Origin of the sequence: Sphingomonas kyeonggiensis, from assembly GCF_014196745.1 — a bacterium.
Taxonomy (GTDB): Bacteria; Pseudomonadota; Alphaproteobacteria; order Sphingomonadales; family Sphingomonadaceae; genus Sphingomonas; species Sphingomonas kyeonggiensis.
Window position 1 is genome coordinate 853,366 of record NZ_JACIEH010000001.1, and the last position, 26,842, is coordinate 880,207.

Below are 26,842 nucleotides of genomic sequence, written 5' to 3' on the forward strand. Positions count from 1 at the left end.
CGCGATCAGCTTCGATAATCGGCGTTGATCGAGATATATCCGTGCGTCAGGTCGCAGGTCCACACAGTGGCGCGTCCTTCGCCCAGGCCAAGCTCCACGCCGATCTCGATCTCGCGGCCCTTGAGGTGCGCCGCGACAGGGGCCTCGTCATAGCCCTCCACCGCCAGTCCGTCGCGTGCCACCTGGGTGGTGCCGAAGCGGATGGCCAGCCGGTCGCGTTCGGCGGGTTCGCCGGCCTTGCCGACGGCCATCACCACGCGGCCCCAATTGGCGTCCTCGCCGGCGATCGCGGTCTTCACCAGCGGCGAATTGGCGATCGACATGGCGATGCGGTGGGCGCTGGCGTCGCTCTCGGCGCCCTCCACCGTGATCTCGATCAGCTTCTGCGCGCCTTCGCCGTCGCGGGTGACGAGCAGGGCGAGCTGGTGGCAAAGGTCCTTCAGCGCGGCGCGGAAGGCGTCGGCACCTTCGTCCTCGTCACTCGCCAGCACCGCGTTGCCCGCGCCGCCCGTGGCGAAGGCGAGCACGGTGTCGCTCGTCGAGGTGTCGCCATCGACGGTGATGCACGAGAAGGTCTTGCGGTTGGCGTCGCTGAGCGCGGTCTGCAGGAAGGCCGGATCGACCGCCGCGTCGGTGAAGACAAAGCCGAGCATCGTCGCCATGTCCGGCGCGATCATTCCCGATCCCTTGATGATGCCGGCGAGCTGGACCGTCTTGCCGCCCACCACCGCACGCGTCACCGCGCCCTTGGCGAAGGTGTCGGTGGTCATGATCGTCGCGGCAGCGTCTTCCCAGCTAGCGGGCTCGGCGGTGAAGGCGGCATCGAGCCCGGCCTCGGCCTTGTCGATCGGCAGCGGCACGCCGATCACGCCGGTGGAGGCGACGAACACGTCCGAGGGCTGGCAGCCGAGATGCGCGGCGGCGCGGGCGGCAATCGCCTCTACGGCGGCGCGGCCGCGATTGCCGGTGAAGGCGTTGGAGTTGCCGGCATTGACCACCAGCGCCCGCGCGGTGCCCAGCGGCAGCGCCTTGCGGCACCATTCCACCTCGGGCGAGGGGCATTTGCTGCTGGTCAGCACGCCTGCCACAGCGGTGCCCGGCGCCAGCTCGATATAGGTCAGGTCGCAGCGGTCCCATGCCTTGTAGCGCGCCCGCGCCACGCGGGTGGTCACGCCGGGGATCATCGGCAGGGCGGGGAAGGGCAGCGCGAGCGGGGAGCGTTCGATGGACATGGCCAGACCTGTTGCTATTTTGGCGCTCGCTTCGGGCAAGTGGGGGAAAAGATCAATGGTTTTGGGGTTGGTCATGGCGCTGGCGATGCAGGCGGCGCCAGCTGTGCAGGACACTCCGCCTCCGTCGAAGGCGCGCAAGGCAAAGACGCGCGTCATCTCCTGGCAGACCGATGACGATTATCCGGCCGACGCCCTTCGGAAGCACCAGGCTGGCACGGTCAAATATCGCATGACCATCGACGCAACCGGCAAGGCGATTGCGTGTCATGTGACGGGCTCTTCCGGCTATTCGGCGCTCGATGAGAAGACCTGCCCTCTGATAGTCAGCAATTCGAGATACGAGCCGGCTCGAGATGATGCCGGAAAGGATATCGCGTCCGACCTCAATGGGACCTTCACCTGGAGTATTCCGGGCGGTGCGCAAACGCCGAACCCGGTAAGTGCGCTTGCCAGCGATCCGCTTGGCCTCACTATCGGGCTGCAGGCGGTGCCGAAGAGCTATGCCAATCCTGCCTTGCTGCGCCTGGTCTATGCCGGGGAGCAGCCCAAGGCCTGCGCGGTCGAGATCGGCACCGGCAATGCGAAGCTCGACGCGATCGCCTGTGACCAGGCGAAGGCGCAGGTGGGCCCGCTCAAGGTCGATGATGCCAAGCTGGCGCAGCCCGACAGCCGCACGGTCGAAGTGCAGTTCGAGGCGACGAAATAACGCGTATGGGCACTCCCGCATCGATTGTCTGCAATCGGATGTGCGCTAGGCTTTGCCGCGACGGACTTCCGGGAGAAGATGTATGATTGCGGCGGCGTTGTCGTTGGGCTGGGCGCTCTCGATGCAGGACGCGGGCTCGATGGCCGCGCGGCCTAGCCCGCGTGGCAGGCCTCAGGCCTGGGTCACCGACGAGGATTATCCCGCCGCCGCGATGTGGCAGCGTCAGGCGGGCGCCGTGGCGGCGCGGCTCGATCTCGATGCGCAGGGCGTGCCGACAGCCTGCAAGGTCACGCGCTCCAGCGGTTCGGTCGTGCTGGACGAGACGACCTGCGCGCTGATGCAGGCGCGTGCGCGGTTCAATCCGGCCCGCGATGGCACGGGCAAGCCGGTGGCCGGAGCCTATCCCTTCACCTTCACCTGGGTATTGCCGCAAGGCGAGGCGCAGTTCGGCTCCTGGCTGTACTTCAACCGGATCCGCATCACCGGCGACGGGCGTATCGCGGGTTGCATGTCGCAGAGCCGTGGCGCGGGGTTCAGCCGCGCCACGGGTGGTGCCTGCAACCGGCTGGGCGCGCCGGTATCTCCGGCTATGACGGCGCTGCTCGGCAAGTCGGGCGCAGGCGCGACCGTGCAGGTGATCGAGGCGCACATGGTCAATGGCGAGGCGATTCCGGCGATCGATCGCCCACTTTCGAAGCCCTTTTACGAGCGCAGGATCCGCTTCGACGTCGATGCCGCCGGCAATGTCGCGAACTGCAAGCTGGTGAGCGGCGCGGTGGAGCAGGATCCACTCGGTTTCGTCGTTCATCGGTGCCATTCGGGCGTCCGCTATCCGGCCCAGGCCAGCGGCAAGCGCAGCGTCGAGATGACCGTGTCGATGTATCTGACGCGTGAAGCGCCGCCCCCGCGTGATCCTGCCGAAGGACCCACGGTCTGAGACTGGCGACGATTTACGATTGGCGAAGCCGAATCGAGTCACTATGTCCGGATCACCCGCACGGATGACTGTCCGTGCAGTATTAGAGACTTGCCGTTTGGAACTGCTGCTTCTCCTGACTGCCTTCCTCGCGAGCCTGACCGGTGTCGGTCAGGCCGATCGCGGTGGAATCCGGCAGGTCCAGGGTGTCGCGGTGGTCCAGGCCGCGCAGGTGGCTCAGGCGGCGGTGCTTCCCGCGCGCCGCGCCGCACTCGCACTTCCCGTGCCGCTGCTGCGGCCCGAACAGGCCGCGCCACTCGCGACCGTGCAGCTTCCCCTTGGCGAACTGCGCCTGCCCTTCGAGCGCCGGCTCGAATGAGCTTTTCCACGGCCCGCTGAACCGCAGGGCCGTTTCCACCGTTCTCGCATCCAAACGGGCGCCGGCCGCAGCGGCGCGCCCGTCCGACCACCCTAGATTTAGACTGGAAAACCCATGCTCGGCGGCATTGCCAAGTCCCTTTTCGGCTCCTCGAACGATCGTTACGTGAAGTCGCTCGGCAGCATCGTGCAGAAGATCGCCGGCTTCGAGCCTGCGCTGCAGGCGATGAGCGACGAGGAGCTTTCGAACCAGACCGTCAAGTTCCGCGAACGCCTGGCGAATGGCGAGAAGCTCGACGCGCTGCTCCCCGAAGCCTTCGCCACCGTGCGCGAGGCGGCCAAGCGCGTGCTCGGCCAGCGCCACTACGACGTGCAGATGGTCGGCGGCATCGTGCTCCACCGCGGCGAGATCGCCGAGATGCGCACCGGCGAGGGCAAGACGCTGGTCGCCACGCTCGCGACCTATCTCAACGCGCTGCCGGGCGACGGCGTCCACGTCGTCACCGTCAACGATTATCTCGCCTCGCGCGACGCCGAATGGATGGGTCGCGTCTACCGCTTCCTCGGCCTCACCACGGGCGTGATCATCCCGAACCTGTCGGACCATCAGCGCCGCGAGGCCTATGCCGCCGACATCACCTACGGCACGAACAACGAGTTCGGCTTCGACTATCTGCGCGACAACATGAAGTACGAGCGCGCCTCGATGACGCAGCGCCCGTTCAACTTCGCGATCGTCGACGAAGTCGACTCGATCCTGATCGACGAGGCCCGCACGCCGCTGATCATCTCGGGCCCCACCGACGACAAGTCCGAGCTCTACATGGGCGTCGACGTCGTCGTGAAGCAGCTCGTCCCCGAGGATTACGAGAAGGACGAGAAGCAGCGCACCATCGTGCTGACCGAGGATGGCACCGAGCGCGTCGAGCGGATGCTCGAGGCGGCCGGCCTGCTCCAGGGCGCAAATCTCTATGATTTCGAGAACACCCAGGTCGTCCACCACCTGAACCAGGCGCTGCGCGCGAACGTGATGTTCAAGCGCGACATCGACTACATCGTGAAGGACGAGAAGGTCGTCATCATCGACGAGTTCACCGGCCGCATGATGGATGGCCGCCGCTGGTCGGATGGCCTGCACCAGGCGGTGGAAGCCAAGGAAGGGGTGGCGATCGAGCCCGAGAACCAGACGCTCGCCTCGATCACCTTCCAGAACTATTTCCGCATGTACCCCAAGCTGGGCGGCATGACCGGCACCGCGGCGACCGAGGCGCCGGAATTCTTCGACATCTACAAGATGAACGTCGTCACGATCCCGACCAACCTGCCGGTGCAGCGCGTCGACGAGGAAGACGAGTTCTACAAGACGCTCGAGGAAAAGTTCGCGGCGATCGCCAAGAAGATCAAGGAGCATTCGGCCAAGGGCCAGCCGGTGCTGGTCGGCACCGTCTCGATCGAGAAGTCGGAAATGCTCTCGGACTTCCTCAACAAGGAAGGCGTCGAGCACAGCGTGCTCAACGCACGCCAACACGAGCACGAAGCGCACATCGTCGCGCAGGCGGGCCGCATCGGCGCGGTGACCATCGCCACCAACATGGCGGGCCGCGGCACCGACATCCAGCTGGGCGGCAACCTAGAGTTCCGCGTCCATGACGAGCTGTCCGAGATGGAGGAGGGCCCGGCCAAGGATGCCGCGATCGAGCAGATCAAGGCCGAGATCGCGGCCGAGAAGGAGCGCGTGAAGCAGGCCGGCGGCCTGTTCGTGCTTGGCACCGAGCGTCACGAGAGCCGCCGCATCGACAACCAGCTGCGCGGCCGTTCGGGCCGTCAGGGCGATCCGGGCCTCAGCCGCTTCTACCTCTCGCTGGACGACGACCTGCTGCGCATCTTCGGCTCGAACACGCTGTTCGCCAAGATGATGCGCAACAACATCCAGGACGGCGAGGCGATCGGCTCCAAGTGGCTGTCCAAGGCGATCGAGACCGCGCAGCGCAAGGTCGAGGCGCGCAACTACGACATCCGCAAGCAGGTCGTCGAATATGACGACGTGATGAACGACCAGCGCAAGGTCATCTACGAGCAGCGCGCGGACATCATGGACGCCGAGACCGTGGGCGACGTCGTTGCCGACATGCGGGCCGAGACGGTGAACGCGATCGTCGGCGAATATTGCCCGCACGGCTCGTATCCCGAGCAGTGGAAGGTCGATGCGCTCAAGGAGAAGGTGCTCGGCACCCTCAACGTCGAAGCGCCGGTCGACCAGTGGATCAAGGACGAGGCGCAGATCGAGCCGGAGATCGTCGAGGAGCGCATCCGCGAGGCCGCGGACAAGCTCGTCGAGGCCAAGTCGGCCGATCTCGAGGTCGAGACCTGGCGCCAGGTCGAGAAGTCGATCCTGCTGCAGAATCTCGATCATCACTGGAAGGAGCATCTCGCGATGCTCGACGCGCTGCGCCAGGTCGTCCACCTGCGCGCCTACGCCCAGAAGACGCCGATCAACGAGTACAAGCACGAGGCGTTTGCGATGTTCGAGCGCATGCTCGGCCAGATCCGCGAGGACGTGACCCGCACGCTCGCCTTCGCCCAGTTCCGCATGGATCCGGCGCCGGAGCTGCCGGAGCTGCCGGACTTCCTGACCACGCACATCGACCCGCTGACCGGCGAGGACGATACCTATGACTATGACGCTGGCGCCGCCGGCCTGGTCACTACCCGCCTGTCGCAGCTGGGCATTCCCCAGCCTTCGACCGAGGATCTTGGTACCGATCCGTCGCAATGGGAAGGCGTGGTCAGCCGCAACGCCCCGTGCCCGTGCGGTTCGGGCAACAAGTACAAGCACTGCCACGGCCAGGTGGCCTGAGATCAGGGGCGGGCCTCAGGCCCGCCACTACTCAATATTCCGTCATCCCCGCGCAGGCGGGGATCCAGAGCCAAGGGCGACGCCGCCTGTAACCCTGGATCCCCGCCTGCGCGGGGATGAAGATTCTTGAGGCGAGCTGCCTTTCATATGCCCGTGCTCCCCGGCCTTCGCCGGAGAACCTTGCAATGTAGGATTTCGTCTGCTCGGCTCGCGCAGCTGGCCTTGGGGCTGGCTGCTCTTTGATTTCGTTGGAAAAATAGGATCACGCGCTCGCAAGAATGTTGCGAGATGCGCGGCGCTGCCGGGAATTGTGTCAACTTAGGGTGCCGCGAAAACCGCCATTGGCGTGAACTTGGTGAACTTTGACGAGTCGCACTTGCAGCTGGTGTTGGAAGGGCTTTGGGGAGGACAAAAGAAAAGGGAGGGCTGGTCAGCCCTCCCTTCCGTTAGTCTCTCCCACGCGTGCAGGAGGATTTCTGATGCCCGCTTACTTCGGCGACGGCATCTGGATCGACGGGCCGAGGCGATTGACCACTTCGTGCGCGTCGAAGGCGCGGACATTGTCGCTGGGCTTGGGGCCCTTGCCCATCACCACTTCGGCCATCGCCTCATATTGGGTGACGGTGCGATAATCCCAGTCGCGATCGCGCCAGAAGGGATCGTCATAGAAGGGATCCCAGCTGCGCCAGCCCCAGCGCGGGCCGCGATAGAAGCGCCAGGACGGGCTCCAATAGCCCCAGGGGCCACCGCCCCAACCCGGGCCGCCCCATGCGCCCGGCGTACGGACGATGTCGGTCTTCTTCTCGGTATCGCGATCCGCGAGCACGAAATAGTCGAAGCCCTGCTGCAGCGTCAGCTCGGCCGCCCGGTACAGCAGGTAGCGCTCGACCGTCTCACGCGCGGTCAGGCTGTTGCCCGCGAAGCTGACGCGGAAGCGATTGCCTTCGATCTGCGTGTCCGAATAGCCGTTGCGGCTGGTCGGGCCCGCGCCGGTCGCGGGCTGATAGGGGGTCGCGGTCATACAGGCGGACAGCGAGATGCTGCCGGCGAGGATGAGAGCAAGCGCTGCGAACCGAGGGCGCTTGGGAGTTCTCAACATGGTTCCTCCAAGTTTAAAAATTCTGGGCACTGCTATGACGGAACGAACGCGTGCCGTTGGGTATGTGTCCACGACGGAGCGTGTCATATCCGCGATTGACGGCAAGTGAATGAACTCGATTTCATGCGAGCCGCTCGGGGACTTCCATTGCTTCCACCGCGAGCGTCTCGCGTGGGGCCATGGCTTCCCAGGGGAACACGAACCAGTCCTTGTCGATCGATCGATCGATCTGGCGCGAGCGGTAATCGACCCGTTGCGAGGAACGGACATTGTCGAGCAGCACGGCGAAGCGGATGCGGTTGGCGATGGCGCCTTCGGCGGCGAGCGCGTTGCGGATTTCGCCGATCGTCCTGCCGCTGTCGTTGATGTCCTCGACGAACAGCAGCCGGTCGCCGTCCCGGGTCCGCCTCGCGAGCACCGCGACCAGTTCCTCGCCGAACTGGGCGATCTTGGTCGAATGGTCGATCGAGACCAGCGGAAGCCCCATGCGGTGCGACAGGAACACCGCCGGAGTCAGCCCGCCGCGGCCGATGCCGACGAGCAGGGTGGGCGTCCAGGGCTCCGCCGCTTCCGCAATGGCATGGATGCCCGCGACCATCTCGTCATGGGTGAAATGGGTGAAGACGATGCTCAAGCGTGTTCCTCCGCATAGGCGTCAACCCGGGCGAGATGCGTGGCGACTTCCTCATCCGAAAGGAACGAGCCGAGGAAACTGTTCCGCGCCAGCGTCACCAGGTCGCGCTTGCTGAGCGCGCGGCCCCTGGCGATCGCGCGGTAATTGTCTGCGACATAGCCGCCGAAATAGGCCGGGTCGTCGGAATTCACCGTGGCGCGCAGGCCGAGCTCCAGCATCCGGTCGATCGGGTGGACGTCGACAGAGGCGACGTTGCACAGCTTGACGTTGGACAGCGGGCAGACGGTGAGCGTCATCGACGAGCGAGCGAGCCGGGCGACCAGTGCGGGATCCTCGAGGCTGCGATTGCCGTGGTCGAGCCGGTCGACCGCGAGCAGGTCGAGCGCCTCATGGACATAGGCGGGCGGGCCTTCCTCGCCGGCATGGGCGACGCGCTTCAGGCCCATTGCCGCCGCGGCGGCGAAGACGCGTTCGAACTTGGAAGGCGGGTGGCCGACTTCCGAGGAGTCCAGGCCCACGCCGGCGATCCGGTCGAGCCAGGGCTGGGCCTGGGTCAGCGTCTTGAACGCATCCTCCTCGTCGAGATGGCGCAGGAAGCAGAGGATGAGCTTCGAGGAGATGCCCAGCCGCTGCTCGGCCTCGTCCATGCCGGCGAGCAGGCCGTTGGCGACCACGCCGAAGGGGATGCCGCGATGCGTGTGGGTCTGCGGATCGAAGAAGATTTCGGCATGGACCACGCCGTCCTCCGCCACCCGCTCGAAATAGGCGAGGGCGAGGTCGCGGAAATCCTCCTCGGTGCGCAGCACGTCGGCGCCGGCATAATAGATGTCGAGAAAGTCCTGCAGGTTCGAGAATTCATAGGCGGCGCGCACCTCCTCCACCGAGGCGAAGGGAATGGGGACATTGTTGCGCTGGGCGAAGGCGAACATCTGCTCGGGCTCGAGGCTGCCCTCGATGTGCAGATGGAGCTCGGCCTTGGGCAGCCCGGCGATGAAAGCGTCGAGATCGTGCATCGGCGGAACATCGCAGGCGCGGGGAGGAGTCGCAAGGGGAGCGGTGCGAGTGGTACGTCCGTTTCGGGGTTACGGATGCGGCGCATTGATCCCTGCTACGCCGGCCGGGGGAGGGGCGTCCTCCGGGGGCGGAGACGGCGGGGATGGCGGGTCGTCATGGGCCGAGCGGCGCCAGGCGCTGGGCGACATGCCGAACTCGGAGGTGAACCAGCGCGTGAAGGCGGCGGGAGAGGCATAACCGAGCATTTCGCCCACGGTCGCCACGGACTGGACGTTGTTGAGCAGGTGGCGGACCACCAGCTCGCGCCGCACGCCGTTGAGCACTGCGCTGAAACCCGTTCCTTCGGTCTCCAGCCTGCGCTGGAGCGTGCGCGGGGAAATGCCGATCTGGCGGGCAACGCTTTCTATCGAGGCATTGCCCGATGCGAGCAGGAGATACAGGCCCCGGCGGGTGCGATCGGTCTCGGTAAGGGGCGGGGCCGAGGGGAATTGCGCCTCGAAATAGCTGTTCGCATAGGCTGCGAGGTTGGAGCGGTACCCCGGATTGCGTGCCTGCAGCGCTTCGCGGTTGTAGACTACGCCGTTGACGTCGCTCCCGAAGATCACTGGGCAGCCGAGCACGCGGTGATGCACTTCGAGGGAGCGCGGGGCGCCGTGCATGAAGTGCAGGCATTCGGGTTTCCAGGCCTGTCCGCCGACCTCGGTGAAGGCGCGCGACAGGATCGCCGCCACCGCTTCATGGGCCTGGCGGGGCACGAAATCGATGTTGCTGACGATCTGGGTGCGTACGATCGCGCTGTCGCCCTCGACCTCCAGGTGGAAGGTGAGCAGGTCGCCGAGCAGGTGCTGGTAGCGGATCAGGACGCGGATCGCGTCCTCCAGCGTTTCCTGTTGCTGGACGACCAGGCTGACGGGGCCGAGCGAGGAGAGGTCGCGGCGCTCTGCGATCAGCATCCCGAATTGCGGGCAGTTTGCCTCCATCGCCGAACGCTCGAGGATGGAGGCGATCACGCCGCGGGGCAGCCGCTCCTCCGGATTGCGTAATTGCGATGGGCTGACGCCGGTGTCGGCGAGAATACGATAGGGATCGAGGCCAACTTCGAGGGCGACCGAGACATAGTTCGTCAGTATCGCTGCACGTCCCGAGGTCATGCAGGTCCCTCCCCATGCCCGGAGTGCATCCGGAACATTACGAATCTTATGCAGCGTGTCGTGAACTGCCAAGTGCTTGGCGTGAAATGCAAAGCAGCTTGGCGCAGCTCGTCATAAAGAGAATTGGGATACCGGTTTCCTGGGCAGGAACCGGTCGGGGCACGGAGAAAATAATATGGGGTTCGATGGGACATCGGCCGTTAGGCGCGATGTTGATAGCGGTAACAGGTTGAGTTCGACGACCGAGTCGATTCTTTTTCCCGCAAATGATTCGCCGATGGTTGGCTGCGCCCCGGGGCAGCCGGATGCCCGCGCCCGCCTGACGGCGATGAGCGCGATGGCGGCGGCGATGGCCCACGAGCTCAGCCAGCCGCTGACGGCGGCGAGCAATTACATGGAGGGTTGCGCGGCGGTGATCCGCCAGCGGATCCACGGGCTTGAGCAGCTGCTCGGCTTCATCGAGGATGCTGCGGCCCAGACGGCGCGCGCCTCCGACATTGTGCTGCGCATGCGCGCCTTCGTGAAGACGGGCGCGATCGACGCCCGCCCCGAATGCCTGGCCGAGATGCTCGACGCGGTGAGCGCGCGGCTGTCGTGTCTCGAGGATGTCGAAGTCGTCCGCAGCTTCGGGCCCGGCTCGACCTGCGTGCTGGGCGATCGCATCCAGCTTGAGATGGTCCTGTCGAACCTGCTGCTCAACGCGGCGCAGGCGATGTGGGACAGCCCTGTCCGTCGGATCGAGATCACCACCTGGACGGAAGGCGGCCGCATCCGCATCCGCGTCGCCGATACCGGTCTCGGCGTCGCCCCGGCGATTCGCGAGCATCTGTTCGAGCCGATGGTGAGTACCAAGGTCGATGGCACCGGCCTCGGCCTGGCGATCTCGCAGACGATCGTCGATGCGCATGACGGCACGCTGACCATCGAGCCGTCCGAGCCGGGCGAGGGCGCCGTCTTCGTACTGACGCTGCCGCGCGGCCCCGAGTTCATCTGAAGCCTTCCCCCCGAGGGCCTGTCCCCCAGGCCCCGAAGCCCCGCCCGTTCCCCCACGGGCGGGGCTTTTTCGTGCGAGTCCATGCCGCGGACATGACGAAGATCGCGTCCGCACAAATGCGTCACGATTTGGAAATTCTTTTATTTTCAGAGGGTTGTGGTGGCTCCCTGAGTAGGATTCGAACCTACGGCCGCTCGATTAACAGTCGAGAGCTCTACCGCTGAGCTATCAGGGATCACCATCTTTCCGCGCGGTGAACCGCGGCGGAGGCGGCGCTATGCCGCGGGTTTTCGCGGATTGCAAGGGGTCAGGCGACGAATTGTTCCATCGTTATGCGATCATCCAGCGCATGCTCGGGATCGAAGAGCAAGGTGAGGTCGCGGTGATGGTCGATTCCGATCTCGACGCGTGCCACGTCGCGCACTTCGCGCTGGTCGGCGACCGCGCTGACCGGCCGCTTGTCGGCTTCCAGCACGCGAATCGCGATGCGCGCCTTGTCGGGCAGGATCGCCCCGCGCCAGCGCCGCGGGCGGAACGGGCTGATCGGCGTCATCGCCAGCATTCCCGAGCCGAGCGGCAGGATCGGACCCTGCACCGAGAGATTGTACGCGGTCGATCCGGCCGGCGTCGCGACGAGCATGCCGTCGCAGACCAGCTCGGGCAGCACCACGCGATCGTTGACGGTAATCTCGAGCTTCGCGGTCTGGCGCGTCTCGCGCAGGAACGAGACTTCGTTGATCGCGGGCAGCTCGAAACGCTCGCCCATCGCGTTGACCGCCTCCATGCGGAGCGGGCTGACCTTGAACGGCTTGGCCCGCACCAGCCGCTCGTCGAGCCCCTCGCGCCGCCAGTCGTTCATCAGGAAGCCGATCGTGCCCAGGTTCATGCCGAACACGGGGAGGTTACGCCGACTCTCGAGCAGCGTGTGCAGCGTCTGGAGCATGTAGCCGTCGCCGCCGAGCGCGACGATGATTTCGGCTTCTTCGAGCGGAACCCAGTCATAGGCCTCGCGCAACTCGTCTGCGGCGAGCTGGGCAGGTTCGGTGGGCGATGCGAAAAGCGCGCGGAGCAGGCTCATCCGCCTGTGACGCTCATGTGGCGGCGCGTGGCCGGAGCGGCGCCGGCGGCGATGCGGAAGTCGTGGCGTGCGGGCTTGCGCCGCAGCGCACCGTCGATCGCGTCGTCGAGGCCAGTGGGGCCATGGTCGCGCAAGGCGGCCTTGAGATCCACGCCCTCGTCATGGCCGAGGCACATATAGAGCTTTCCGTCAGTGGCGAGGCGGACGCGGTTGCATCCGTCGCAGAAATTGGCGCTGAGCGGGGTGATCAGGCCGAGCCGCGTGGTGCTGCCCGCAACGCGCCAGTAGCGCGCGGGGCCGCCGGTGCGGTGCGTATCGGGAAGCAGCTCGAAGCGAGCGCGCAGATCGGCGAGGACGCCGGTGAGCGGCAGGAAGCGATCGGTGCGGTCCTCGTCGATCTCGCCGAGCGGCATCGTTTCGATCAGGGTGAGGTCCAGGCCCCGCTCGGTCGCCCAGGCGAGCATCGGGGCGATCTCATCCTCGTTCAGGCCCTTGAGCGCGACCATGTTGAGCTTGACCGCGAGGCCGGCGGCTTGCGCGGCATCGATACCCGCCAGCACCTTCGCCACGTCGCCGTACCGGGTGATGTGGCGGAAGGTCGCGGGATCGCGGCTGTCGATGCTGACATTGACGCGGCGCACGCCCGCATCGGCGAGCGCGCCGGCATGCTCGGCGAGCCGGGTGCCGTTGGTGGTGAGCGTGACTTCGTCCAGGCCCCCACCCAGATGGCTGCCGATGCGGCGGACCAGGTCGAGCGTGTCGCTGCGCACCAGAGGCTCGCCACCGGTGAGGCGGATCTTGCGCACGCCGCGCGCGACGAACCGATCGGCGACCAGCGCCAGCTCGTCGAGGCTCAGCAATTCGTTGCGCGGCAGGAAGCGCATGTTCTCCGACATGCAATAACGACAACGCAGGTCGCAGCGATCCGTGACCGAAATGCGCAAATACTGGATCGCGCGGCCATGTGCGTCGATCAAGGCGGGCGCGGCTGCCATGTAAGAGCAGGTAAGCTTGAAGATAGCGGCGGGCAAGCGTTCGCGTTATCGAGAGCGGAATGTCTGAAGATTTCACAGTCATCGAAAGCGCCAACGCTGATGCGGCACCGGTGTTCGTCCTCAGCTTCCGCCAGCGCGACGAGGTCGCGGCGGCCGCGGCGGGGGGCGGCTGGCGGGTAGTCGCGGCGCGGCGCTCCGATGCGCTGGAGCGGCGCTTCCTGGCGAGCGGCGCCGCCGTCGCGGTGATCGACGCGCGGGGCGCGCTGTCCGAGGGGCTGGATGCGTCCAAGGTGCTGGGCGCGACGATCGAGGCGCATGGCGCGGCGATGCTGATCCTCGTTTCGCAGAGCGACACGGTGCACATGCGCCATTTCTTCGATGCGGGGGCGACGCATTTCCTGTCGAGCCCGATGTCCTCGGCGGCGATGGCGCATGCGATTCGCTTCGCCCAGCGCCATGTCGAGCGGCTCTCCGGATGGCATGGCCAGGAGAAGGGGCCGCCCGAGCCGCTGGGCTGGCGCTTCGATCCGGGCATGCGCTCGCTTCAGCTCACCCCGGCGCTGGCGAGCCTGCTCGGCCTGCCCGAGGCGCCCGGCACCCGGAGCTTCTTCGCCCGGCTGGACCCCGCGGACCGGCCGTTGGCACGCAGCGCGCTGCGCCGGCTCGGTGCGGAAACGCCCTCAACCGCCTTTGCGCATGACCTGGCCGGGGTGGGGCGGGTGGTGCAGCACCTGCAATATGACGCGCAGACCAACAGGTTGCACGCGCTGGTGGAGGCGCTGGGCGTGGCGCCCGACGCCAATGCCGCGGTGCGCGATGCCCTCACCGGCGCGCGTGACGGGCCCAGCGCGCGGCGCTGGATCGACCGGCGTCTGGCCGAAGGCGGCAAGGTGGGCGTGATCCTGATCGGGCTGACGCGGTTCGAGACGGTGAACACCGCCTATGGCCGCAACGTGGGTGACGAGCTGCTGCGCAGCGTCTCGCGCCGGGTGGGCGACGTGGCGCGCGAGGCGCTGGGCAAGGGCGCGATCGTCGCGCGGATCGGTGGATCGGAATTCCTGGTCGCCAGCGACGACGCCGATGCGGCGCGGATGGGCACGGCGCTGGCGCGGCTCGAGGATGCGCTGGCCCGGCCGTTCGTCGCGGGGGGCGACATCGCCCCCCTCGGTGCGCGGCTGGTGACGAGCGAGAGCCAGGCCGGGGACAATGCCGCGGCACTGCTCCGCCGGGCGAGCGAGATGCTGCTCGGCGACGTGCCGCTGGAGAAGGGCGCACCGCCGATCGACTCGCTGGTCGACAATCTCCACCGCGCGCTGGAGCGCGGCGAGATCGGCGTGCTGTTCCAGCCCCAGGTCTCGATCGCCACCGGGCAGATCGTCGGGGTCGAGGCATTGGCGCGCTGGAACCATCCCGAGTTCGGCGAACTGGGCGCGGACACGCTGTTCGCCGCGGCCGAGCGGGCAGGGCTGGACGCGACGCTGTCCGACCATGTCCAGCGCCGGGCGCTCGCCGCGGCCGCCAACTGGCCGATGTCGCTGAGCAAGCTGCGCCTGTCGATCAACGTCACCGCCGCGGATGTCGCGCGGTCGGGCTTTGTCGACGCGCTGCTCGGCCGGATCGATGCGAGCGGCTTCCCGCGCAATCGCCTGACCGTGGAGCTGACCGAGAGCGGCATCATGTCCGATCTGGGCGAGGCGGCGCGGGTACTCACCCTGTTGCGTGCGGCGGGATGCCGGGTGGCGATCGACGATTTCGGTACCGGCTATTCGAGCCTGGCCTATCTGAAGGCGCTGCCGCTCGATTATCTGAAGATCGACAAGAAGCTCAGCCAGGACATCACCGGCTCGCACCGCGACCGGGTGGTGGTGCGCGGGGTGATCGACATGGCGCGGTCGCTGGGGCTCGCCGTGGTCGCGGAAGGCGTGGAGACGGCCGAGCAGCTCGATCTGCTCGCCAAGGAAGGCTGCCAGTATTTCCAGGGCTTCCTGTGTGCCGGTCCGGTCGATGTGCCGGCGCTCGCCCAGCTGGTGAGCCGCGCATGAGCGATCCGCGGGACATGAGCGGCGTCTGGTACGGCCGTTATGCGAGCAGCGGCGGCGACCAGGACAGCGGCTTCATCGCCGTCCTGGAGGAATCGGGCGGCGTGTTCTCGGGCTCGATCAGCGAGCCGGACGGGCGGGGCGGAGTCCGTCGCGCTTCGGTCGCCGGCCGGCGCAGCAGCGGGCTAGTCCAGTTCGTGAAGCAGTATCGCGGCCGCCGGAACCACGCGGTCTTCTACGAAGGCGGCGTGGACGACCAGGGCACGCAAGCGAGCGGCAACTGGAAGATCGACGACGGCACCGCCGGCGGTTTCAGCATGGAGCGGGAGAAATTCTCGATCGAGGAGCTGGAAGAGGAGATCGAGGAGCGGCTGGCGCTTTAGGCTGCATATTCCTCTCCCTGACGGGGGGATCGGAGCGGGGTTGCGCGATTGGGTGTCGCTGGCGACTAAGTCGCCGGATCGGCGCCGCGGCCTTCGGTGACGCGGCCCAGCGTGACGCCGGCATAGCGCGCCAGGCTGCCGAGCAGGGCAGTGACGGTGGGATCCGCCGGGCCGGCTTCTGCCCAATAGGCGCCCATCGCCATGCTGGGGCCCATCAGCCCGATCGGGAACATCGACATGCTGCGCACGAAGGTTGGGCGATAGGCGTCCACCGGCACGCGCGGATCCGCATAGATGTCCGGGATATGGATCGGCCGCGCCTCGATAATGGCGAGGCCGGAGATGCAGTTCTCGATCGGAAACCGCTCGCCGGTCCAGAGCGGGGTCAGCGCATCCTCGGCGATATAGGCAACGAGATTCCCCTCGCGCCGGATGACGGTCACGCCATCGCAGCGCGCGATCTTGCGCGCACATTCCCGCAATACGGTGACCAGCTCGTCGATCGAGGAGGCGCGCGAGAGGCGAGCCATAGCTTCGGTCAACAATCGGCGTTGGTCGAAACTATCCGGCTCCCTCAAGCCCAGCTCCCCACGAGCGGCCCCATTTGGGGTCACGCCAGATTCAATCATTTCCGTCACGGCCAAGTACGCAGCCCTGCTCTGATTGGTTCACCCTGAAACCTGCCAAATCGGGTCAGCTTCAATACACCGAAGCCACGCAAAGGCGCGGAAGCCGCCGGCGGACCGTCAAGGTTCCGCCAGAACGACCACGCACGCCGATCGACAAACTTTCCCCCGTATCCTGAACGCAGTTGCAGCATGCGCAACTACGCAAAAATACATGGGTCGTATCGCTCCCGTTCCTAGAGCGGAGCCCGCAACGCGGAGATCGCGGCGGCGGGAAGATTCCGCACTGCGCCACCGATGATCGGATGCCGGCCATTTGCGCGCGCGCGCCCGTTCGCGGCATCGGTATGGAAGGCGCTGGTGAGCTCGGCGAGGGTCTCGGCTTCCTGGCTCAGCGTGCGCGTGGCGGCCGAGGTCTCCTCGACCATTGCGGCGTTCTGCTGGGTGCCCTGGTCCATGGTGCCGATCGCCGTGGAGACTTCGCCGATCGCGATTGCCTGGGCGTTGTTGTCCTGCGCCATGGTGCCGAGCAGGGCGTGAACCTCGCCGACGTCGCTCGAGATGTTGGCGAGCGCGCCGTCGACCTTCATCACTGCCTCTACCGCGGTGACCACTTCGGCCTGGGTGTGGGTGAGCTGCTCGCGGGCGCGACCGGCTTCCTCTTCGGCACGCATGGCGAGGGCGGAGACGAGATCGGCGACGACGGCGAAACCGCGACCTGCTTCGCCGGCACGGCCGGCCTCGACTGCGGCATTCATCGCCAGCACGCGGGTCTGGAAGGCGATCTTGTCGAGGCCTTCGATCACCGCGTCGATGCCCTTGGCGCTGTCCGACACGCGATGCATCGCCTCGACCGCCTGGCCGGCGACGCTGCGGCCGTCATCGACGGTGGCGATCGCCTGGTCGGCGCGGACGACGGTCGACCGGGCGGCCTGGGCGGTGTTGCGCGAGCGGCTGTCCATCTGGGTGACCGCGGCGCTGGTCTCCTCGAGGCTGGCAGCATTGGCCTGGGTACGGCGGGCGAGATCGTCCGAAGCCTGGGCGATCTCGTGGATCGTGCCGTTGATCCGCTGGGTGCCGGCGGCGACCGCGGTGATCATCGCGCGCATCTTGTCGAGCGTGTGGTTGTAGCTGCGCTCGAGCGAGGCATAGGTGGCGGGCATCTGCGAAAGCTGGCGGGTGAGATCGCCCTCGGCGAGCGCGGCGAGCGCTTCGTCGAGCGTCTGGACGGCCTTTTCGCGGGCGACCTGCTCCTCCTCGATGTAGATCGAGATCGACAGCTCCATGTCGAGCAGCGCGGCCTTGACGAGGGCGGCGGGCAGGGCGGTGGCAGTGCGCGGGCGCAGGGCGCCGAGCAGGCGGCGCCACAACGGGGTGCGGGCCATCGTCTCGTGGAGCAGCTGCTCGAGCACCAGCGCATAGCCGCCGATGTACCAGCGCGGCTCGAGGCCGATGCGGGAATGGGTGGCGCCGATGCGGCGGACGCTCTGGTAATATTGCTCGTCGAAGCGCCCATCGACGATATGGCCCCAATGCTTCTCCTGGGCCGACTGGGCGCCGCGCATGTGATCGGGATTGGAGAAGAAGCGTGCGGTCTCGGGGGTGGCGCGGACGCGCTTGTAGAAATGGTCGAGGGCCTTGCCGATCACCGAGCGGATCAGCGCGCTGCTGCCCGAAAGCGTGGCGCGCTGGGCGGCATCCATCTCCATGAACGCGAGACGGGGCGAAAGATGATCGGTCACTTCTGAACTTCTCCCAAGGGGTGAGCTCCCATTCTAGGAAGAGACCCCCCAGGGCGTTGTGTTCAGGCCGTTTTACCGGGCCATTATTGACCGGGGTCAATCATCCGGCAGCCTTGGCGAGCCCGCGCGACAGCTGCAGCGCGCCGTTCAACCGGGCCTGGGGCGTGGCCCAGGCCCGGTTGATGACCAGCTTCATGTCCGGACGCAGCTTCGCCGTGCCTTCCAGCTTGTCGACATAGGCGAGCAGCCCCTCGACATTGGGGAACTTGTCGTCGTGGAAGGTGACCAGCGCGCCCTTGGGGCCGACATCGAGCTTGGCGATGCAGGCCTTCTTGGCGTTGAGCTTGGACTCGATCAGGGTGATGAGGTTCTCGGTCGCCTCGGGTAGCTTGCCGAAGCGGTCGATCAGCTCTGCTGCGAACGCCTCGATACCGGCGCGGTCCTCGACATCATTGAGGCGGCGATAGAGGCCCATGCGGAGATCCAGGTCCGGGACATAGTCCTCGGGGATCATGATCGGCGCATCGACGGTGATCTGCGGGCTCAGGTCGCGTGGGCGCTCGTCGCGCAGGCCGCCGGCCTTGGCGTCCATGATCGCCTCTTCCAGCATCGACTGGTAGAGTTCGTAGCCGACTTCCTTGATATGGCCCGACTGCTCGTCGCCGAGCAGATTGCCGGCGCCGCGGATGTCGAGATCGTGCGACGCGAGCTGGAAGCCGGCGCCCAGGCTCTCCAGGTCGGACAGCACCTTGAGCCGCTTCTCCGCCGCCTCGGTCATCAGCCGCTGGGCAGGCGTGGTCATATAGGCATAGGCGCGCGTCTTCGAGCGGCCGACGCGCCCGCGCAGCTGGTAGAGCTGCGCCAGACCGAACTTGTCGGCGCGGTTGATGATCAGCGTGTTGGCCGAGGGAATATCGATGCCGCTCTCGATGATCGTGGTCGAGACGAGCAGATCGTACTTGCGATCGTAGAAGGCGGACATCCGCTCCTCGACTTCGCCCGCCGCCATCTGGCCGTGCGCCACGACGAAGCTGATCTCGGGCACGTCGTTGCGCAGGAATTCCTCGATATCGGGCAGGTCCGAGACGCGCGGCGTGACGAAATAGGCCTGGCCGCCGCGATAATGCTCTCGAAGGAGCGCCTCGCGCAGGACGACCGGGTCCCAGGGCATGACATAGGTGCGCACGGCGAGACGGTCGACCGGCGGGGTCTGGATCACGCTCAGCTCGCGCAGGCCCGACATCGCCATCTGCAGGGTGCGCGGGATCGGGGTGGCGGTGAGGGTGAGGACGTGGACGTCCGCCTTCATCGCCTTGAGCCGCTCCTTGTGGGTGACGCCGAAGCGCTGCTCCTCGTCGACGATCACCAGGCCGAGCCGCTTGAACTCGACGCCCTTGGCCAGCACCGCATGGGTGCCGACGACGATGTCGATCGTGCCGTCGGCGGCGCCTTCCTTGGTCGCCTTCATCTCGGTGCTGCCGACCAGGCGGGAGAGGCGACCGACCTTGATCGGGAAGCCTTCGAAACGCTGGGTGAAGTTGTTGAAGTGCTGGCGGGCGAGCAAAGTGGTCGGGCAGACCACCGCGACCTGCATCCCGGCCATCGCCGCGACGAAGGCCGCACGCAGCGCGACCTCGGTCTTGCCGAAGCCGACATCGCCGACGATGAGCCGGTCCATCGGGCGGCCCGCCGCGAGATCCTCGAGCACGTCGCTGATCGCGCGGTCCTGGTCGTCGGTTTCCTCATACGGGAAGCGATCGACAAAGGCGGGGTAGCCGCCAGCATCGGGCTCGGCGATCTCGGCGGGGCGGGTGGCACGCTTGGCCGCGGTGGCGATGAGCTCGCCCGCGATCTCGCGGATCCGCTCCTTCATCCGGCTCTTGCGGCGCTGCCAGGCCTCGCCGCCCAGCTTGTCGAGCGTCGCGCCTTCCTCGCCGGCGCCGTAGCGGCTCAGGACCTCGAGATTCTCGACCGGCACATAGAGCTTGTCGCCACCGGCATAAGTGAGCGCGACGCAGTCGTGCGGGGCCTTCTGGACGGGGATCTGGGTGAGCCCGTCATAGCGGCCGATGCCGTGATCGACATGGACCACCAGATCGCCCGGCGAGAGCGTCGCCAGCTCGTTGAGGAAGGCATCGGTCGACTTGCGGCGCTTGCTCCGGCGGACGAGGCGGTCGCCGAGCATGTCCTGCTCGGTGAGCACCGCGACGTCGGGTGCGGAGAAGCCATGGTCGAGCGGCAGCACGATCATCGCGACGGCGCTGTCGGCGATGCCCATCGCCTCGTGCCAGCTCTCGGCCTTGCGCGCGGTCTTGAGCCCGTGGTCGGCGAGCAGGCCGGTCAGGCGCTCGCGGGCGCCGTTCGAATAGCTGGCGAGGATCGGCTTCTTGCCCGATTTGCGCAGCTTGGCGATGTGCTCGACCACTGCCTCATAGACATTGGTGTTCGCCGCACGCTCGGGCGCGAAGTCGCGTGGGCCATCGACGTTGAAGTCGAGGACGGTGGCGCTCTCCGGCTCGTGGAAGGGCGTGCTGGTATGCGCCGGCCAGTCGGCGAGGCGCTTTTCCCACTCGTTCGCGACGAGATAGAGCGCGTCGGCGGCGAGCGGGCGATAGCTGCCCGGATCGGCGGACTGGGCGCGGACGCGGTTGGACTGATAGTCGGCGATCGCCTCGAACCGCGCTTCGGCGGCACCGGCGTCACCGGCATCGCGGATCAGGATCGAGTCGTCGGGAAGATGCTCGAACAGCGTCTCCAACCGTTCCTCGAACAGGGGCAACCAATGCTCCATGCCGGCGAGGCGACGGCCGTCGCTGATCGCCTGGTAGAGCGGATCACCGGTGGCCGTGGCGCCGAACTTTTCCCGATACCTGGTGCGGAAGCGCTTGACCGACTCCTCGTCGAGCAGCGCCTCGGATGCCGGGAGCAGGGTGAAGCCGTCGATGCGGCCGGTGGTGCGCTGGTCAGAGGGATCGAAGGTGCGGACGCTCTCGATCTCGTCGCCGAAGAAATCGAGGCGCAGCGCCTGCTCGGCGCCGCTCGGGAACAGATCGACCAGGCCGCCGCGCACCGCGAACTCGCCGGAATCGTTCACCGTGTCGACGCGGACATAGCCGTTCGCCTGGAGCAGCACCGCGAGTTTGTCGAGGCCGATGCGCTCGCCGGGAGCCAGGCGGGCGACGAGCTGGCGGATGCGGAACGGCGTCAGCGTGCGCTGGGTGACGGCGTTGACCGTGGTGACCAGCAGGCGCGGCTTGTCGCTCCTGGCCTGGAGCGCGTGGAGCGTGGCCAACCGCTCGGCCATGACGCGCAGCGTGGGGCTGGCGCGGTCATAGGGAAGGCAGTCCCAGGCCGGGAAGCTGAGGACCTCGAGCTCGGGCGCGAAATAGGGCGCGGTGCCCGCCACCGCGCGCATCGCCGCCTCGTCGGGCGCGACGAACACGGTCATTCGTCCGGCGCGCGCCAGATCGGCGAGCATCCAGGGAAGGAAGCCGGTGGGTGCGCCCGCGAGGGTGAGGGGCTTTTGCGCGGAGAGGATGGTCTTGAGGTCGGGCATCTTGGCTCTTGGTTCGTCATCCCGGCGAAAGCCGGGATCTCAGGCGAAGGCGCTGGGAAGGAGCCGCACGATATCCCGGCTTTCGCCGGGATGACGGCTACTTGCTGATCGGCACGTAGTTCAGGGTCTTGAGGGCGGTCATTACCGTTCCCGCATAGCGTTCCGGCACGGCCGCGGTTCCCATCGCCCAGGCCATGATATCGACGTCCTGCTCCTCGAGCAGCGCTTCGAACAGGTCCATCTCGGCGTCGTTCCAGCCTTTGCCATGCTGGTCGAAGAAGCCGCCGATCAGCAGGTCGGCTTCCTTCACGCCGCGGTGCCAGGCACGGAAACGCAGGCGCTTGAGACGGATTTCGCGGTCCATTCGGTCCTCAACGACAAATGGCCGGCAGCGCGAAAGGGCGCAGTCGGCGAGGGGAATATGGTTGTGCAGATAGGCCCGCGGTGCCGGGAAAGCCAGTCCACAACTTAATCGCGCCATTCTCGCGCGATCGCACCCGCTTGGCCGGCGGCCTTCCTATGATGGGGGATATTCTACGTAGAGGTTGTGCCAAATGCGTTTCGTTATGCTCAAGTCGATCAACGGCGACCCGATCCTGGTGAACATCGCTTCGGTGCGTACCGTGGCGACGATCAACATGGCCGGCGACGATGTCGGCGTGCTTTCGTTCGACGGCGCGCACGAAGTGGTGGTCGGCTCGACGGTGACCGAGGTGCTCGCGGCGATCGAGTCGGCGGGCCAGCGCATCGCCACCCATTGATCGTTTCGCGCGCCCCCTAGCGGGGCGCCATTGCAGCGACTAGGTCGGGCATAATGCGGCCCGACATACTCAATCCACTCTTCGCCGAAGTCACGGCGCTCAAGGGGATCGGCGCCGCGCTCGCCAAGCCGCTCGAACGGCTCGGGCTGGCGCGCGTGGTCGATGTCGCCTTCCATCTCCCCACCGGCTTCATCGACCGGATACCGCGCAGCGAGTTGATGGCATCGGACGTGGGTCGGACCATCGCGATCGAACTGACCGCGGTGAGCTACCGTTTCGGCAGCAGCCCCCGCTCGCCCGCCCGGGTGCAGGCGGAGGATGGGCATGGCAACCATGTCAGCCTGGTCTTCTTCGGCGGCAATTCGGGTTGGGCGAAGAAGCTGCTTCCCCTGAACGAGAAGCGCTGGGTCTCGGGCAAGCTCGACCAGTATGGCCAGGAGCTGCAGATCGTGCATCCCGAGGTCGCCGTGCCCGAAGAGGCGGACGGCGGCGGGCGCGAGGCGATCTATCCCTGTTCGGAGGGCATCACCTCGAAGCGGATCGCGGCGATGGCTGCCCAGGCGATCGAGCGCGCGCCCGAACTGCCCGAATGGATCGAGCCGAGCCTGAAGGACCGCCACCAATGGCCGGCCTGGAAGGAAGCGCTCGCCCGAATTCATGCCGATCCGGCCGATGCCAAGGCGCGCGAGCGGCTCGCTTATGATGAGGTGTTCGCCAACCAGCTCGCGCTGATGCTGGTGCGCGGCGAGGCGCGGGCCAAGCGCGGGCGGCCGCTGACCGGCGATGGACGGCTGCGCGACAGGCTCCAGCTGCCGTACACGCCGACCGGCGCGCAGAGCCGCACGATCCGCGAGATCGAAGGCGACATGGCGCAGAGCCAGCCGATGCTGCGCCTGCTCCAGGGCGATGTCGGCGCGGGCAAGACTCTGGTGGCGACCATGGCGCTGCTGATCGCCGCCGAGGCCGGGGCGCAGGGCGCGATGCTGGCGCCGACCGAGATCCTGGCCCGCCAGCATTACGAGAACCTCTCGCGGCTGCTCGCCGGGCTCGATGTGCGCGTCGCGATCCTCACCGGGCGCGACAAGGGCAAGGCGCGCGAGGCGACGCTGATGGGACTCGCCGCGGGCGAGATCGACATCCTGGTCGGCACCCATGCGATCTTCCAGCAGGGCGTGACCTATCGCGACCTGGGGCTGGTGGTGGTGGACGAGCAGCACCGCTTCGGCGTGGCCGAGCGGCTGATGCTCCAGGCCAAGGCGCAGGTGCCGCCGCACCTGCTCGTCATGACCGCCACGCCGATCCCGCGGACGCTGCAGCTCGCCTCGCACGGCGAGATGGACGTGAGCCGGCTCGACGAGATGCCGCCGGGCCGCCAGCCGATCCAGACCACGGTGATCGCCGAGGACAAGCTCGATGCGGTGATCGCCGGGCTCGGCCGGCATCTGGAGGCGGGCAAGCAGGCCTATTGGGTGTGCCCGCTGGTCGAGGAGAGCGAGAAGACCGACCTCGCCGCGGCCGAACATCGCGCCGCGACTCTCACCGCGAAGTTCGGCGCCAAGGTCGGGCTGGTCCATGGCCGGATGAAGGGACCGGAGAAGGATGCGGTGATGGCGCGCTTCGCCAGCGGCGAGCTCGGCGTGCTGGTGGCGACCACGGTGATCGAAGTCGGCGTGGACGTGCCCAACGCCACGCTGATCGTGATCGAGGCGGCGGACCGGTTCGGCCTGGCCCAGCTTCACCAGCTGCGCGGGCGCGTCGGGCGGGGCGGGGGGCAGTCGCACTGCATCCTGCTGCGTGGCGACAAGCTCAGCGAGACGTCTCGAGCGAGATTGGCGCTGATGCGCGACACGACCGACGGCTTCCTGATCGCCGAGCGCGACCTCGAGCTGCGCGGCGCGGGCGAGATCCTCGGCACCCGGCAATCGGGCGAGCAGACCTTCCGGCTGGCGACGCCCGAGAGCCTGGCGACGCTGATCGCCGCAGCGAACGCCGATGCGCGATTGCTGGAGGACCAGGACCGCTCGCTGCATTCGCCGCGCGGCGAGGCGGCGCGGGTGGCGCTGTACCTGTTCGAGCGGGATGCGGCGGTGAGCTTGTTGCGGGCGGGGTAGGCCTGCGCCTTCGTCCGGTACCGGGTGGGGCGAGGGGCGGACTAGGCGAATGATCGTTGGCGCCTCACTTGCGAGCGTACCCCCGGCTGATCATAGTGCCCAAATGCCGACGGTCGAAGAGAATTCACCGCCTTACAGCGACGCGGATTATTACGGCTTCGTTCTTACGGGCCTGTTCGGCGTGATCGACGACGCGGAGGCGTCGCAGTGCGACCCCGAAGGAATTGCTTTCCCGCGCCAAGCCCGCGACCTGTTCTGGGCCGAATTTCAACGGCGGCACCCGGGCGCTTGGGATCCAAAGCCACCGGCCGGCTAACGCCCCAAAGTCTGCCATTGTGCTGCTCGGATCAGCGCCGGAAAGCGGACGCCTCTTCTTGATCAGGAGCGCCCGGGTTTGCATTTCCCGGTTATCGACCAACCGCCATCGAGACCGCCTCCGGAAGCTTTGAAGATCAGGCTCTTTCGATCGAGGTGGAAGACTGCCGTGTAACCCGGGTCATGGTGGGGAGCGCTTCGAACGTGAACCTGCACAACCTCACTGCTCATTGCGACGGCGCAGGTGGCCCCTTGAATGCAGAATTCATAGTCTCCGTCGCGAATGGAGACCTGCTGACCCTCACCTTCGATGCGATACTTGGTCTCACTGATCTTTCGAACGCCCTCATTGCCCTGTGATCTACCAGTTCCCACGCAGGTGAGCCTGAAGGATTCCGAATGAGCCGGTTTGCTGCCCGTAGCTGCGGCGAGAGCAGCAACAATCCCGATCAGTGTTTTCATTCACCCCTCCGCGCATCTGTGCGTCAGCTCGCTGCCGAGCATGCCCGGAAACGCTCTGTCTGCAAGCCACCCAATTTCTGCCGTCCGCAGTCGCGATCGAGCGAATAAATGAGCTTGTGCCTCAGTTGCGTAAAGCTCTTAACCCGGCGCCATTGGAACGCGCGAAAGACCGGCAATCATGCACGGTGGCACTACGTGCACCCATGCTGCGCCGCGATAGTCCGCAACTGAGCACTTCCCGCCTCGTAGTGGTTGGCATTGACGTTTCTGCAGAAATTCGCCGCCACACCACGCATGCGCAATGCGGCGGCATTTCCTCAGGGTTCGATCGCGCCGAACGCCTTCCATGTACCGGGGGATCCTCCAGTGACGCAGACCCACCCAACATGACCGCCAGCAATGGGCTGAGAATGCAGCCAGATTCCGCCGGCGGCAAAGCTCCCCGAAACGGGTGAAGTGGTACCAGCACCCAGGAAGCCGCACGCAGCGTCCGGCCCAACTACGAATCCATTAGGCATGAACGGCCGCTTGTAGCTGATGTTACCCGCAACAATTGTCTTCTGAGGAAAACTGATGACGGCGGTATCGTCATTGTAGATGTCGATATAGTTGGTCGATGCAAGCGACCTTATCTGGAGGCGGCAGCTTGCTTCCGCGTAAGGAAGATGCTCGAATCCATTCTTGCCGACGCGGGTGAAGGGCCCTGGCGAGACTCCCGCTCCCTGCACGTTGGCGACTGCTGCATTTTCGGCAAAGGTCAGGGCGCGTGCCGAATAGCCGTCGCCAGAGGGTAGGCCAGCAAGCACGAATCCGGAATCTTCATTCGCTCCAGCGTAGGGACTGCAACTGAGGAGTAGCGAGCGCGTGTTTACGGAGAACAGCGGGTTCTGATTTATCTCGGCATAGCAGAACAGATATACCGTAGTGTTTGGCATCGAGTTATCTGCGCCAAAACCACCGCCTGCGTTATTGTCTGCCTCGCACGAGAGATAAAGGTTGCCGAGAAAACCGCCTTCATAGAACCCCCAGCCACCATTTGCGAAAGCCCGACAAGCGTCGAAGCGACATTGACTGGCGTCCGAGCCCAAGGTTTCGAAGCCGTGCCCGCCATTGTCCATTGCGGTGCAGTTTGTCAGCGTCGATCCATTGGCATTGCCGTCCAACGGCGTGCTGTCGCCAGCGATGATGGAGAATCCAGCTCTCCCGAATGCGTTGACATCGACTTCGCTGAGGTAGCAGGGCGCATTCAGAACGATGCCGCGAAGGTCGGATGGCCCCGCCTCCTCCATCTCGACAGTGAAGCCTTGAAGTCTGGATCGGGTGGCATTCGCACCCGAGGGCACTGGGATGGAGATGTCGGGATGCGGGAAAAGCATCGCGACTTTACCCAGGCCGCCGCCGAGGTCTGTATACTCTCCGTTCGCCGCGAACAGAAACTTGCTCTGTTCCTTGGCTCCTCCGAGAATCACGATCGGCTTGGCGAAGATGAGGGTTGCGCTGATCCGGAAAGTCTTCCCGGTGCCAAGATCCAGCGCTTGTCCTGCCGCCATCGCGGCAAGCGCGGCCTGGAGCTCAGCCGTATCGTCGGCTACCCCATCGCCCACGACACCGAAATCCTCCACCGACACCGTTTCGCGAAGCTTCTCCATCGCGATTCGCGGGGCGGCGCCGGTGCCGTTCTGGATGAAGCCGACCATGGCTGCGCCCTGGCCGGCACCCGTCGCTGCCAAGTCGGTATCCGTTACGAAAGCCATATTATTCTCCTGTTCGCTCCGCGCTCACGATGAGAACAA

23 protein-coding genes and 1 tRNA gene are annotated in these 26,842 nt (G+C 66.3%); 9 read left to right on the forward strand and 15 right to left on the reverse strand.

Features of this window, described 5'->3' with window-relative positions; all coding sequences use genetic code 11:
* Positions 1-5: 5 nt before the first annotated feature.
* Entirely contained in the window at positions 6-1,232 is a 1,227-nt protein-coding gene (argJ, locus tag GGR46_RS04230; protein WP_183994834.1) for a bifunctional glutamate N-acetyltransferase/amino-acid acetyltransferase ArgJ, read from the reverse strand.
* Here argJ and GGR46_RS04235 point away from each other — a divergent pair.
* A complete protein-coding gene (locus GGR46_RS04235; protein ID WP_183994836.1) occupies positions 1,225-1,938 on the forward strand; it encodes an energy transducer TonB in 714 nt (237 codons plus the stop codon). The two genes, argJ and GGR46_RS04235, sit on opposite strands and share 8 nt — an antisense overlap.
* A 121-nt stretch (positions 1,939-2,059) precedes the next feature.
* A complete protein-coding gene (locus GGR46_RS04240) occupies positions 2,060-2,875 on the forward strand; it encodes an energy transducer TonB (protein ID WP_183994838.1) in 816 nt (271 codons plus the stop codon).
* A gap of 82 nt (positions 2,876-2,957) precedes the next feature.
* Here GGR46_RS04240 and GGR46_RS04245 read toward each other — a convergent pair whose 3' ends face one another.
* Positions 2,958-3,272: a hypothetical protein gene (locus tag GGR46_RS04245; RefSeq protein ID WP_183994840.1), complete on the reverse strand. Its 315-nt coding sequence runs from the start codon at positions 3,270-3,272 to the stop codon at positions 2,958-2,960.
* Positions 3,273-3,347: 75 nt separating this feature from the next.
* Between GGR46_RS04245 and secA the strand changes: the two genes are divergently transcribed.
* A complete protein-coding gene (gene secA / locus GGR46_RS04250) occupies positions 3,348-6,089 on the forward strand; it encodes a preprotein translocase subunit SecA (protein ID WP_183994842.1) in 2,742 nt (913 codons plus the stop codon).
* Between the two features lie 487 nt (positions 6,090-6,576).
* On the opposite strand, the gene GGR46_RS04255 is transcribed toward secA, so the two are convergent.
* The 4 genes from GGR46_RS04255 to GGR46_RS04270 form a co-directional block, all read right to left on the reverse strand.
* Positions 6,577-7,188, reverse strand: coding sequence for a CC0125/CC1285 family lipoprotein (locus GGR46_RS04255; RefSeq protein WP_183994844.1), 612 nt, complete (start codon positions 7,186-7,188; stop codon positions 6,577-6,579).
* Positions 7,189-7,309: 121 nt separating this feature from the next.
* Positions 7,310-7,822, reverse strand: coding sequence for a phosphoribosyltransferase (locus tag GGR46_RS04260; RefSeq protein ID WP_343057994.1), 513 nt, complete (start codon positions 7,820-7,822; stop codon positions 7,310-7,312).
* On the reverse strand, positions 7,819-8,835 hold the full coding sequence (locus GGR46_RS04265) for an adenosine deaminase (RefSeq protein WP_183994846.1): 1,017 nt from the start codon (positions 8,833-8,835) through the stop codon (positions 7,819-7,821). The genes GGR46_RS04260 and GGR46_RS04265 overlap by 4 nt, the downstream gene beginning before the upstream one ends.
* Positions 8,836-8,904: 69 nt before the next feature.
* Positions 8,905-9,987: an AraC family transcriptional regulator gene (locus GGR46_RS04270; RefSeq protein WP_183994848.1), complete on the reverse strand. Its 1,083-nt coding sequence runs from the start codon at positions 9,985-9,987 to the stop codon at positions 8,905-8,907.
* A 277-nt stretch (positions 9,988-10,264) separates the two neighbouring features.
* Here GGR46_RS04270 and GGR46_RS04275 point away from each other — a divergent pair, with 277 nt between their 5' ends.
* Positions 10,265-10,981 (forward strand): sensor histidine kinase, encoded by a 717-nt coding sequence (locus GGR46_RS04275; protein ID WP_183994850.1) that lies wholly within the window; start codon positions 10,265-10,267, stop codon positions 10,979-10,981.
* Positions 10,982-11,141: 160 nt separating this feature from the next.
* Here the strand turns inward: GGR46_RS04275 and GGR46_RS04280 are convergent.
* From GGR46_RS04280 to moaA, 3 genes are all read right to left on the reverse strand, one after another.
* Positions 11,142-11,216, reverse strand: a tRNA-Asn gene (locus GGR46_RS04280).
* 72 nt (positions 11,217-11,288) lie between these two features.
* On the reverse strand, positions 11,289-12,059 hold the full coding sequence (locus tag GGR46_RS04285; protein ID WP_183994852.1) for an NAD kinase: 771 nt from the start codon (positions 12,057-12,059) through the stop codon (positions 11,289-11,291).
* A complete protein-coding gene (gene moaA, locus GGR46_RS04290) occupies positions 12,056-13,054 on the reverse strand; it encodes a GTP 3',8-cyclase MoaA (RefSeq protein ID WP_183994854.1) in 999 nt (332 codons plus the stop codon). The genes GGR46_RS04285 and moaA overlap by 4 nt, the downstream gene beginning before the upstream one ends.
* A 59-nt stretch (positions 13,055-13,113) precedes the next feature.
* On the opposite strand from moaA, the gene GGR46_RS04295 reads away from it, so the two are divergent.
* Positions 13,114-15,096 carry a putative bifunctional diguanylate cyclase/phosphodiesterase gene (locus GGR46_RS04295; RefSeq protein ID WP_183994856.1) on the forward strand — a complete coding sequence of 661 codons (1,983 nt, stop codon included), beginning with the start codon at positions 13,114-13,116 and terminating at the stop codon, positions 15,094-15,096.
* Positions 15,093-15,476 carry a hypothetical protein gene (locus GGR46_RS04300; RefSeq protein ID WP_183994858.1) on the forward strand — a complete coding sequence of 128 codons (384 nt, stop codon included), beginning with the start codon at positions 15,093-15,095 and terminating at the stop codon, positions 15,474-15,476. Before GGR46_RS04295 ends, GGR46_RS04300 begins: the two co-directional genes overlap by 4 nt.
* Before the next feature lie 65 nt (positions 15,477-15,541).
* Here the strand turns inward: GGR46_RS04300 and GGR46_RS04305 are convergent, their stop codons facing one another.
* The 4 genes from GGR46_RS04305 to GGR46_RS04320 all read right to left on the reverse strand — a co-directional run bounded on the left by GGR46_RS04305 (position 15,542) and on the right by GGR46_RS04320 (position 21,764).
* Positions 15,542-16,018: a GAF domain-containing protein gene (locus GGR46_RS04305; protein WP_183994860.1), complete on the reverse strand. Its 477-nt coding sequence runs from the start codon at positions 16,016-16,018 to the stop codon at positions 15,542-15,544.
* Positions 16,019-16,338: 320 nt separating this feature from the next.
* Complete coding sequence (locus GGR46_RS04310) at positions 16,339-17,844, reverse strand: protoglobin domain-containing protein (protein ID WP_343057996.1); 1,506 nt, start codon at positions 17,842-17,844, stop codon at positions 16,339-16,341.
* Between the two features lie 100 nt (positions 17,845-17,944).
* On the reverse strand, positions 17,945-21,400 hold the full coding sequence (mfd, locus tag GGR46_RS04315) for a transcription-repair coupling factor (RefSeq protein ID WP_183994862.1): 3,456 nt from the start codon (positions 21,398-21,400) through the stop codon (positions 17,945-17,947).
* Positions 21,401-21,497: 97 nt separating this feature from the next.
* A complete protein-coding gene (locus GGR46_RS04320; RefSeq protein ID WP_183994864.1) occupies positions 21,498-21,764 on the reverse strand; it encodes an FAD assembly factor SdhE in 267 nt (88 codons plus the stop codon).
* Positions 21,765-21,954: 190 nt separating this feature from the next.
* Between GGR46_RS04320 and GGR46_RS04325 the strand changes: the two genes are divergently transcribed.
* From GGR46_RS04325 to GGR46_RS04335, 3 genes are all read left to right on the forward strand, one after another.
* Positions 21,955-22,161, forward strand: a complete 207-nt coding sequence (locus tag GGR46_RS04325) for a hypothetical protein (RefSeq protein WP_183994866.1) — start codon at positions 21,955-21,957, stop codon at positions 22,159-22,161.
* A gap of 53 nt (positions 22,162-22,214) precedes the next feature.
* Positions 22,215-24,272, forward strand: coding sequence for an ATP-dependent DNA helicase RecG (recG, locus tag GGR46_RS04330; protein ID WP_183994868.1), 2,058 nt, complete (start codon positions 22,215-22,217; stop codon positions 24,270-24,272).
* Positions 24,273-24,375: 103 nt separating this feature from the next.
* On the forward strand, positions 24,376-24,588 hold the full coding sequence (locus GGR46_RS04335; protein WP_183994870.1) for a hypothetical protein: 213 nt from the start codon (positions 24,376-24,378) through the stop codon (positions 24,586-24,588).
* A gap of 62 nt (positions 24,589-24,650) precedes the next feature.
* On the opposite strand, the gene GGR46_RS04340 is transcribed toward GGR46_RS04335, so the two are convergent.
* Together GGR46_RS04340 and GGR46_RS04345 are read right to left on the reverse strand one after the other, a co-directional pair.
* Entirely contained in the window at positions 24,651-25,049 is a 399-nt protein-coding gene (locus GGR46_RS04340) for a hypothetical protein (RefSeq protein ID WP_183994873.1), read from the reverse strand.
* 317 nt (positions 25,050-25,366) lie between these two features.
* Positions 25,367-26,803 (reverse strand): right-handed parallel beta-helix repeat-containing protein, encoded by a 1,437-nt coding sequence (locus GGR46_RS04345; RefSeq protein WP_183994875.1) that lies wholly within the window; start codon positions 26,801-26,803, stop codon positions 25,367-25,369.
* Between the last annotated feature and the right edge of the window lie 39 nt (positions 26,804-26,842).

Bases quoted from the DNA above. Each gene is read 5' to 3' on its own strand.
- recG (WP_183994868.1), top strand. From the start codon at position 22,215: ATGCGGCCCGACATACTCAATCCACTCTTCGCCGAAGTCACGGCGCTC.
- secA (WP_183994842.1), top strand. From the start codon at position 3,348: ATGCTCGGCGGCATTGCCAAGTCCCTTTTCGGCTCCTCGAACGATCGT.
- GGR46_RS04335 (WP_183994870.1), top strand. From the start codon at position 24,376: ATGCCGACGGTCGAAGAGAATTCACCGCCTTACAGCGACGCGGATTAT.
- GGR46_RS04235 (WP_183994836.1), top strand. From the start codon at position 1,225: ATGGACATGGCCAGACCTGTTGCTATTTTGGCGCTCGCTTCGGGCAAG.
- GGR46_RS04265 (WP_183994846.1), bottom strand. From the start codon at position 8,835: ATGCACGATCTCGACGCTTTCATCGCCGGGCTGCCCAAGGCCGAGCTC.
- mfd (WP_183994862.1), bottom strand. From the start codon at position 21,400: ATGCCCGACCTCAAGACCATCCTCTCCGCGCAAAAGCCCCTCACCCTC.
- GGR46_RS04340 (WP_183994873.1), bottom strand. From the start codon at position 25,049: ATGAAAACACTGATCGGGATTGTTGCTGCTCTCGCCGCAGCTACGGGC.
- GGR46_RS04270 (WP_183994848.1), bottom strand. From the start codon at position 9,987: ATGACCTCGGGACGTGCAGCGATACTGACGAACTATGTCTCGGTCGCC.
- GGR46_RS04240 (WP_183994838.1), top strand. From the start codon at position 2,060: ATGCAGGACGCGGGCTCGATGGCCGCGCGGCCTAGCCCGCGTGGCAGG.
- GGR46_RS04320 (WP_183994864.1), bottom strand. From the start codon at position 21,764: ATGGACCGCGAAATCCGTCTCAAGCGCCTGCGTTTCCGTGCCTGGCAC.
- GGR46_RS04255 (WP_183994844.1), bottom strand. From the start codon at position 7,188: ATGTTGAGAACTCCCAAGCGCCCTCGGTTCGCAGCGCTTGCTCTCATC.
- GGR46_RS04300 (WP_183994858.1), top strand. From the start codon at position 15,093: ATGAGCGATCCGCGGGACATGAGCGGCGTCTGGTACGGCCGTTATGCG.
- argJ (WP_183994834.1), bottom strand. From the start codon at position 1,232: ATGTCCATCGAACGCTCCCCGCTCGCGCTGCCCTTCCCCGCCCTGCCG.
- GGR46_RS04275 (WP_183994850.1), top strand. From the start codon at position 10,265: ATGGTTGGCTGCGCCCCGGGGCAGCCGGATGCCCGCGCCCGCCTGACG.
- GGR46_RS04345 (WP_183994875.1), bottom strand. From the start codon at position 26,803: ATGGCTTTCGTAACGGATACCGACTTGGCAGCGACGGGTGCCGGCCAG.
- GGR46_RS04285 (WP_183994852.1), bottom strand. From the start codon at position 12,059: ATGAGCCTGCTCCGCGCGCTTTTCGCATCGCCCACCGAACCTGCCCAG.
- GGR46_RS04325 (WP_183994866.1), top strand. From the start codon at position 21,955: ATGCGTTTCGTTATGCTCAAGTCGATCAACGGCGACCCGATCCTGGTG.
- moaA (WP_183994854.1), bottom strand. From the start codon at position 13,054: ATGGCAGCCGCGCCCGCCTTGATCGACGCACATGGCCGCGCGATCCAG.
- GGR46_RS04295 (WP_183994856.1), top strand. From the start codon at position 13,114: ATGTCTGAAGATTTCACAGTCATCGAAAGCGCCAACGCTGATGCGGCA.